This window comes from Aquimonas sp. (genome assembly GCF_044377145.1).
In the GTDB taxonomy this organism is placed as follows: Bacteria; Pseudomonadota; Gammaproteobacteria; order Xanthomonadales; family Xanthomonadaceae; genus Aquimonas.
The window spans coordinates 1-9,133 of the sequence record NZ_JBILJQ010000116.1; the positions used below are offsets into that span (position 1 = coordinate 1).

The 9,133-nt window shown below is 61.1% G+C and carries 1 protein-coding gene; it reads left to right on the forward strand.

Annotated features, from left to right (window positions below; genetic code table 11):
• Positions 1-112 precede the first annotated feature (112 nt).
• The coding region (locus ACIQ7H_RS20935) for a putative Ig domain-containing protein (RefSeq protein WP_395795213.1) at positions 113-9,133 on the forward strand (9,021 nt) is incomplete at its 3' end.

Consider the following 9,133-nt stretch of genomic DNA (forward strand, 5'->3'; position numbering starts at 1 on the left):
CATCGTGACCCTGCCCAGTGAACTCGGAAGCAACGAGATCGCAAGCATGAGCGAATCCGCCACTCAGGAGAACGAATGACAGCTATCTGGTGAACAGGCTGTCTCAAAGGGGTTGACGCGTTCCGAAACCGACTACCGCAGCGGCACCCAGTACTACGCGATCACCGAGCAGCGCTACGACGGCGCCGGTCGCGTCGCCTCGTCACACGTCTACCGCGACGAGTTTGCGTTGCCAAGCCTCACCGCGACCGAGATCAGCGCTGCCCTGGGTGGGAAGACGGCCGCGATCACCCGCAAGGAATACGACGCCGCCGGACGACTTCAAACCGCCATTGACGCGCTCGAATCGACAGAACGCTTCGAGTACAACGCCGCTGGCAGTCTGTCCGCGTACACCAACAAAGAGGGTCATCGCTGGACCTACGAAACGGATGCGGCAGGGCGCCGTACCCGCGAGCGCAGCCCCGAGGTAAGCGTCAGCTTCATCGACGTCAATGGCGTCGAAAGCCTCCTGACTCGCCCGATCTACACCCGCACCTATTACGACGCCTTGGGCAATGTGGTGCGCCGCGTCGAGGACGAAAACCGCGACAGTCTGCCCGACGCCACCTTCCGCACCCGTACCACCGACTACGTCTACGACGCCCGTGGCCTGCAGATCCAGACCCGCTTCCCGAACGCAGGCCGGCTCGACAGCGATGGACGCGAGCTGATCGTTGATCAAAACGCTGCGCTGCCGACCCTGACGGTGACCTACGACGCGCTCGGCCGTGCTGTCGTCCAGCAGGACGTGCGCGGCTTCTACTCCTACAAGATCTACGACGCCCAGGGTCGTCTGAATTACGAAGTCGACCAGGAGCGCTTCGTCACTGCTTACACCTACACCGCCTACGGCGAGCAGGCCAGTGTTGTCCGCTACGCCAACCCGATTGCACAGACTGCCATACCCGCTGACGGCGCACCCTTGGGCCTGGCAACGGTCAACGCCCAGGTTGCGCTCATTGTGGACTCCGCGCGGGACCGAAAGATCGAATACCAGTACGACCGCCTGGGCCGCAAAACCTCGGCCAAGCAATCCGCCGTGGAGTACTACGACACTTCAGGTGTCCTGCGCACTGGGCAGCCCGAAACCAGCTTCACCTACGACGCCTACGGCCGACTGATCAAGGAAGCCGTTGTACTTGAACGCGCCCCCACTGCGCGCTGGGCTGAAACCTTCCACTGGTACGACGACGCGGGCCGCCGCATCCGAACCGTGGATGCCGAACGCTATGTCACCGCGTGGGAGTACGACGCACAAGGCAGAGTGCAGACCGAGATCCAGTACGCGCTACAACTCGACGCCAGCATTGACCTCAACATCATTGCAATCCCGCCCGCACCGAACGCGCCCAACGCGAGTGTCGGCGCGAATCGAGTAACCACCTACACCTATGACAGCCTTGGCAGACTCACACACGAGACCCGACGCGTGGAATCAAGCGCGGGATTCGTGCCAAACACGACCCACTACACATTTGATAGAGAGGGCCGAATCAAGACGGAGACGCAGGCATATGGACCGCTAAATGCTCCCGTCAGCGTACGCAACTACGATGCATTGGGTCGGCTGATTGAGCTACGCGATCCCGCGCGCCTCGTCTTCCAGGGCGATTTGACCAATGGGGCTGTGAATCTCGACGGCAACCACTACGCCGAGCGCATCGCTGCAACCAATTTCGCCTACGACGCATTCGGAAACGCCACGCGCGTTGTTCGCGCAGGCTATACCCGAGGCGCCGGGGATGCTCTGGTCACCCCCGTGGACGCTCGCGAAACCCGCAGTCGCTACGATCTGCAGGGGCGTCTGGTGTGGACCCAGGAAGGCCTGCAGGCAAACAGTCGCAAGATCAGCTGGCGCTACTACGACGCCGCCGACAATGTGCAAGAGGAAGTCAGCGAGCTCAAGATCAACCACGACCTCGCCATGGGGGGAGCGGAAGCCAACCAGCTCGACCGGATTGTCAACAGCTACAGCTACGACGATGTAGGGCGGCAAACCAAAACAGAAACGGTCCGTTGGAAGTTGAATAAGGAGGGCGACTACGTAGAGTACTACCGAGACAACAAAGCAGAGATTGAGTACACCGCGTTTGGCGAGGTCGCGACTCGAAAAATCACCAATGGTCTTGGTACGGCATTCGTTGATGACCGAACCTACGGCTATGACCAGGCCGGCAGACTTCGCGTAAGCAACGACAATGAACAGGGGCTCGACCGCGACCACGGCTACAACCTGGGCGGCCACAAGGTGCGTGAGAAGCGTGCGTCATTCGGCGGCGAAGCCATCTACATTGACGCCACCGATCGGCTGGGGCGTGCGATTCAAAGCACATCGCCCAGAAACACCGACGACAAAACGACCGCGCTCCCCGTGGTCACTCGTGTTTTCGACCGCTGGGGCAATGTTCTCTCCATTACCGACGCGCGAAACAATCGAACCGATTATCAGTACAACACGCTAAATCTGATCTCCCGCGAGGAGAAGGCCGCAGTCACTGTCGTAGGTGAAAACGGGCAGGCGACACCCGGCCACCGCCCGGTCAGCGAGTACTCCTACGACATCCATGGCCGCCTCGCGTGGACCAAGGACGCAAACGGAGTGTTCCGCTACTCCTACTACGCGGCAAACGGCGATCTGCAAAGCACCACCGATGGCGAAGGCGCGGTGACGCGCTATGCCTACAACAGCCTTGGCGAAGAGAAATACATAGAGCGCCCCGCGGACGGCAGCCGTGGTCAGGTGCTCTACCGAAACTACGACGATCGCGGGCGACTCACCGAAATGGGTGACTACACCCAGATTCCGAACAGTACGGCCTATCAGCAGAGCATGCAGCAGCGTTACGTGCTGAACCAGGACGGCCACCGGCTGGCCGTCACCGACGGCATGAATGCGACCCAGCGCTTCGCCTACAACAGCCGCGGTCAGGTCACGGTCAGTCGCACGGCGATGGGCGTTGAGATGTCCTACCAGTATGACGAGATGGGTCGCAAGGTCCGCGAAACCTACGACGGACTGGGCATTTCCCAAACCTGGAAATACGGCACCCAGGGCCGCCTTGAGAGTCAGCGCGACCTGTCCAATCGCCTCAAGACCTACACCGATTCAAATGGCCTGCTCAACGAGGTCAGAATCGATAGCTCAGTGGTTCGAAAGCTCGAGTACTACGAGAGCGGTCTCGTCAAGAAGGTCACCGAGGGTTCGAACTGGACCGAGTATCAGTACGATGCCGCTGGAAATCTGACTCAGGAGATCAACTACACTCCTGCCGTCGGGGGGCCGGCCGTACACCTGCGCACACGGATCACCTACGACGCCAACGGCCGCATCGAAACGGTCAAGCAGAGCGACCTGGTTCAAAGCCGCTCGATTCTCGACCTGACCTACACCTACGATGCTGTCGGCAACCGCAGAAGCATCACCGCGGGGCAGGGCAACGAACCGCCGAGTTTCCTGCCAGGCCAGAACCCTGCAGCCCTTCGACGTGGGCAAAGCTTCAGCTTCGACATTGCCGCCGAGGACCCCGAAGGTGGTGCGGTGGCCTACCGCGCGGCGCTATTCGTCAACGGACAGGAAATCGCCCTGCCCGCGCCCTTGAACCCCTCTGCGCAGTGGCTGAATTTCAGCACCGCCACGGGCCCCAGTGGCGGTCCGGTGGCACGTTTCTCCGGCCTCGCCCCGACCGCAGCCAACAGCAGCTACGAGCTGCGTGTGTATGCGCGAGAGGCCGGCGACCCCGGAAGCGCCCAGGAAACGCGGGCGACCTACACGCTGACCGTGAACAGCGCCAACAGCCAGCCCGTTTTCGACCCGAATGCGACCAACCCGCAAGTGGTCGGCGGTAACGCAGGGTTCAACTTCCAGATCGGCGCCACCGACCCGGATCGAGATGCCATCAGCTTTCGAGCCGGAATCGTCAACGGAACAAATGTGAACAGTCTGCCAAATTGGCTGGTACTGACCACTGAAGCCGGTGCGGCTGGAAGTGGCCGGTACATCGCGCGCTTCAGTGGGAGCGCGCCCCCAGTCAATGCGGACCAAACACTCGTCGTTCGCCTGTACGCAGACGACCCCTTCAGCGGCCTGGCAACTCAAGTGGACTTTGCGCTGCAGATCAGAGCAAGCAACCAGGCTCCACGATTCATAGATGGATACACGGCTCTACCAGCGCGTAGCGTTACCGTCGGCCAAAGCTCTGGGCCGATCGATTTGAATCAGTTCTTCGAGGATCCGGAAGGACAGGCTCTCAGCTACACCTTTGCAGCACCGGCTCAGGCGGGTGTGACCATGGACGGAAGCCGGATGCTCCTGCAGCCAACCGCAGCGGGTCAATACAGTATTTCGGTAACCGTTCGAGATCCCTCTGGGCTGTCGAAAACCGAAACTTTCCAGCTCACAGCGTCCAACTCGACGGTAGGGCTGACACAGCTCGGTCCTATAGAAATGCAGCAGGGACAGATTCGCCAGTTCAACCTCCTTCAAGGAGCGATCCCACAGGACCCGGCGCGTTGGAAATTCGAATTCGAGCCCTACCCGAATCTGAATGTGGGCGCCAGTTTCAAGTACCGAGAGATCACCGCCAACCCGCCTAACCCGCCTGTGGGTGCCTACGACGTCTTGCAGGTACGTCCGCGCAGCGCTGGCACATATGTAGTCAACGTCAAGGCGACACTGGACGGAGGGGCCACGGTCATCCGGATGCCGGTTGCGGTTGTCGTCAATGCCGCCTCAAACCAGGCTCCAGTCCCTAGAACTGGCGTACCCGCTCAGATTGTGTACTCGGAGGAGTACCGCGGAAATCCCAACAGCCCAGACCCGATCGCCACGGTCACGGCCAACTTCCACTTTTTCAGCGACCCTGAAGGCAGCTCGTTGACTTACGAGTTCGACCGATCACGGACGTCGGGCTTCGACACAATTCAGCAGCTCTCCAATGGAGGATTCGCTCTCACTTACCAAAAAGCCGATCAGGGAGAATCGCATGCACGTTACGCCAGTGTCCGAGTGCGTGATCAGTCAGGTGCTTACAACAGCGCTGAGTACGACATACACATCAGCCTGGGTACGCTCGGCTCGAACATACTGTTTGGGCCCACGCTGACGCAGCTCAATCCCGTGGCCTCGATTGATCGGGGTTTCTCCCACGCTGCGAGCCAGTACTTCGGGACCCTTCAAGCCCCTGCGGGCAATCCAGCGCGAAGCTACTCGCTGATCAACCCGCCCGCAGGGTTCATCATCAACCAAACCACTGGGCAGCTCCAAGTCGACCCAAACACTGCCGTCGGGCAATACCGGGTCATGATTTCTGCAACTGACAGCTTGGGTATTCTCGCGTCCGCGAGCCACCAGGTCGAACTGGTGGTCAATGTGGGCGATGCAGGCCCACAGTACACCTGGCCCATTTCCAATCAGCTGGCGACGGTGGGTCAGGCCTTCGGGCCACTCAATGTTGCGTCCGCCTTCACCCCAATCGGCGTGGTGCAGGTCACTTTGGATTGGGCCTCTTCACTTCCCGCCGGTTTGAGCTGGAATAATGGCGTCATCTCAGGCACTCCGACCCAAACCACCACACAGCCTGTCGACGTGCTCGTGACCGCAACGGCGAATGGGCAATCCATTACCAAGAGCTTCCAGATCACCGTTCAACCGGCTGTCGGGAATAATCCACCGATCTCGAATCCAGGCTGGATTGGTCAGCGTAAGCGCGAATTCAGCTGGATAATCGGGCAGAATCAACACCATACGATCTCTCCAAATCCATTTCTGGACCTTGAAGGTAACCGGATGGAGTATCACATCTTCGATTTCGGGTCTCCGAGCAATCGAATTACCGATATTCTGGTCACGGATTCCGGCAACGGGCTCCTTCTCACGGGCTCTTTCGAAAGCGGCGGGGCCCGCATGCTCTCCTATAAGCTGCGGGCCACAGACGGTGCGTACAATTCTGCCGCTCATGACTTCCAGATCACGGTGAATCTGGAGGACAGAGGCAGTTCAATCATCGATGGCGCCCTGTTGGATGCTGGCGATGTCGAACCCGTTTTGATCAACTCGCCGCCCGCGTCAACCCCGCTGGGCGGCTCCGGCCAAAACTACTCGCTCATCGATCAAGCGCCGACCATCAAGGCGACATCTCAGCCCCCAGTGCAAACCTACTGGTTCACCTATGACAAGGAGAACCGCGTTCGCATTTCCAACGGATTTCTGTCCAACGGGATCATCAGTCTCCGAGCGCTGAATGGCCAGTCCGAGGGTGGACGTGATTTCAGTGTTTTCTACACCTACGACAAGAGCGGGAACATTCAGTACTCGGTTCGCAACAACCCCGGAGCTCCAGAATCGTCGAAGTATTCGGTGAGTCGATTCCATTACGACGAACGAAATCAGTTGCGGAGCACCCAAATTGTGGTCGCGGCTGCCTTGGATCTTGAAAACTCCGTCGCTGCGGGCGTGATTGCTCCAGACAAGCTCGCTAGCCTGATTCTCGTAGAGTCCGAGCGCCGCGCATACGATTCTGCGGGCCGCCTTCTCAGAGTCGATGAGTTCTTCGTGCAGGAAGAGGTGCAGTGGAACCCACTTGATCCGATTATTGTAAGCTTGCGGGGACTGGCGAGAGCGACCCAGAGATTTGAATACGATCTGGATGGGCGCATCACCAACGAGTCACGTTACGATCGCCAGCTATTCGGGGATGGCAATGGCGGCACTCCGCAGGGAGGGCCGGAGGCTTGGCTCGTGGAGTACAGTGCGTTACAGGGTAACACCGTGGTGCAGGATGCCCACAAGAATACCGATATCCTGATCAGCGATGCAGGGCGGTACTCATACCACCGATCGTCAACGCAATACAGCTCATCATTCAGCAACCCAAGCATCACCAATGGCGTCGGATATGACGCCGGCGGTAGACTGAAGGGCTTCTTGAGTTGGAGCGGTGTCGATCGGCCTCAGCTCCCGGGGGCGAAGTTTACTCAATTCACCATGACCTATGAGGGTTGGGACGGCTGGGTGGAGAAGGGGGTAACTGGTACGCTCTGGGTCCCCAATTCGACGGGTCAGTTCTCGCAGAACAACAGCAGCCGGACCACGCATACGCTTGACAATCAAGGGCGGCGGATTGGCTCGATTGAAGAGCGGGGCAGTGCATTGAGTGTGGATGTCCGGACCCAGCTTGGATTGAATGCAAATGGGCAGATCATTGCCCGGGCGCAAGCAGATCGACAGAGCAACGGTTCCATGGGCGCTTTCACGCGCACGCAGTTTGCGTACGCTGCGGGTCAACAGGTAGCCCAGATCTATTCGGACGGAACCGTGCGCATTACCGGCCGCCACACCGGTTTCAGCTCCGGTGACAATGGTACGAGCCGCACCGTCGTGTATGCCGGGGAAACGCTCCGCTCGATTGCCCAGCGCGTGTACGGCGATGACTCGCTGTGGTTTGTGCTGGCTTCCGCCAACGGTTTGCAGGGCGAAGCGCCTTTGACACCGGGCAGCAGCCTGGAGGTGCCGCAGCGGATCACCCAGACCAACAGCGCGGGCACGTTCAGGCCGTACAACGCCGGTGAAGCCGCGGGCATTGAGCTGCCAGCCGTCGGCTACATCCCACCCGCACCCAAGGCCAGCTGCAACCCGCTGCAGATCGTGATGATCGTGGTGGCGGTGGTGGTGACGATTTACACCGCGGGAGCGGCGGCGGGGGCGATGGGGGCATATGCCACCGCAGGCGGAGCGACCGCGGCTACAGGCACTGCCGCTCTTGCAGGCGGTACAGGCCTCAGTGCGATATCCGGCAGCTTTGCTGCCACAGCCGGACTCTCAGCGACTTCCGCCATCGCCGCTACCGTGGGTGGCGTTGCCGGCAGCGTCGCCAGTCAGCTGGTTGGCAAAGCCCTCGGTGTCACCGACAGCTTCAGCCTGCGCCAGGCGGTGGGCGCTGGTTTGACTGCGGGCCTTACGGCGGGGGCGGGAGCGGCGCTTTCCAAGGTCTCCGGCAGCCTGGGCACCGTGCTCAAGTCCGGCGACTGGCGAGGCGCAGCGGCCTCCGCGTCCGTCAAGACCCTCACCGACCACGCCGGCGCGCGCCTGGCCGGGCTGGACAGCAGCTTCAGCTGGCGCAGCCTGGCGGCCAATGCGGTCACGGCCAGTATCTCCAGCAGCGTCACCGGCCGCCTGGGCAGGGCCCTGCAAATCGACACCACCACCGTGGGCGGCCAGTTCGGGCAGGACCTGCTGGGCGGCGCCGTCGGTGGGATCGTCGGCATCCACACGCGCCGGGCCGCGGGCATGGATCAGCGCGTGGACTACGGCCAGGTGGCCGTGGATGCGTTTGGCAACGCGCTGGCCAATGCGGCGACCGGGGAGCACTCGCGGCGCGCTGATGCGGCGCTTGCGGCTCAAGCCAAGGCGCTGGTTCCTGAGTCTTTGCACGGCACCCTCGATCGCATGTTGGCCGGACTAAAGAGCGATCGCTCCGGCACCGAGGTCCTTGATTTTGTCAGCCGCTGGGCAACGAACGCGCAATCGTCCGACCCGAGCCTCCGGGGCAGCGTCGCCCTAGGACGCGAGTACCTGGAGCACTTCGCGGACCTCGCAGGGGAGAAGCGCGCAGACGCCATCTCGGTGCTCGAGATCGGCTTTCAACAGAGGTCTGGCGTCGTCCAGATCGGAGCCCTGCAACAGAGCTTTGGTGTGCTGCGAAGTAACGCAGCCACGTCAACTTCAGCGGCCGTCGCTGCACCGAAGCCCTGGCTGGGTCACTTCAACCTCGACTCGTTGGTGGTAGGCACGGGTGAGGTGGCGACCATCGTGGGACAAGAGGTCGAAGACCGCCCGTGGCTGAAGTACAGCCTCATTGCCGCCGAGGTCGCAGCAGGCCCCGTGCTCTACGCAGGCCGTACAGCCGTGGGTGCCGCCTTTGAACAGCAGATTGCAGCGGCGCAGGAAGCCGCCGTCAGTTGGGGGGCCGGCCATCTGCGGGCTGCCGGTCGCACGGAGTCGGAAAGCGTCAGCGGTGGTGTTGGGGTACTGGCCCTGGGCGCACTCGCAGCGGGCGGCGTGGCTGGGGCGCTACTCAAGCTCAAAGCTGTTTCA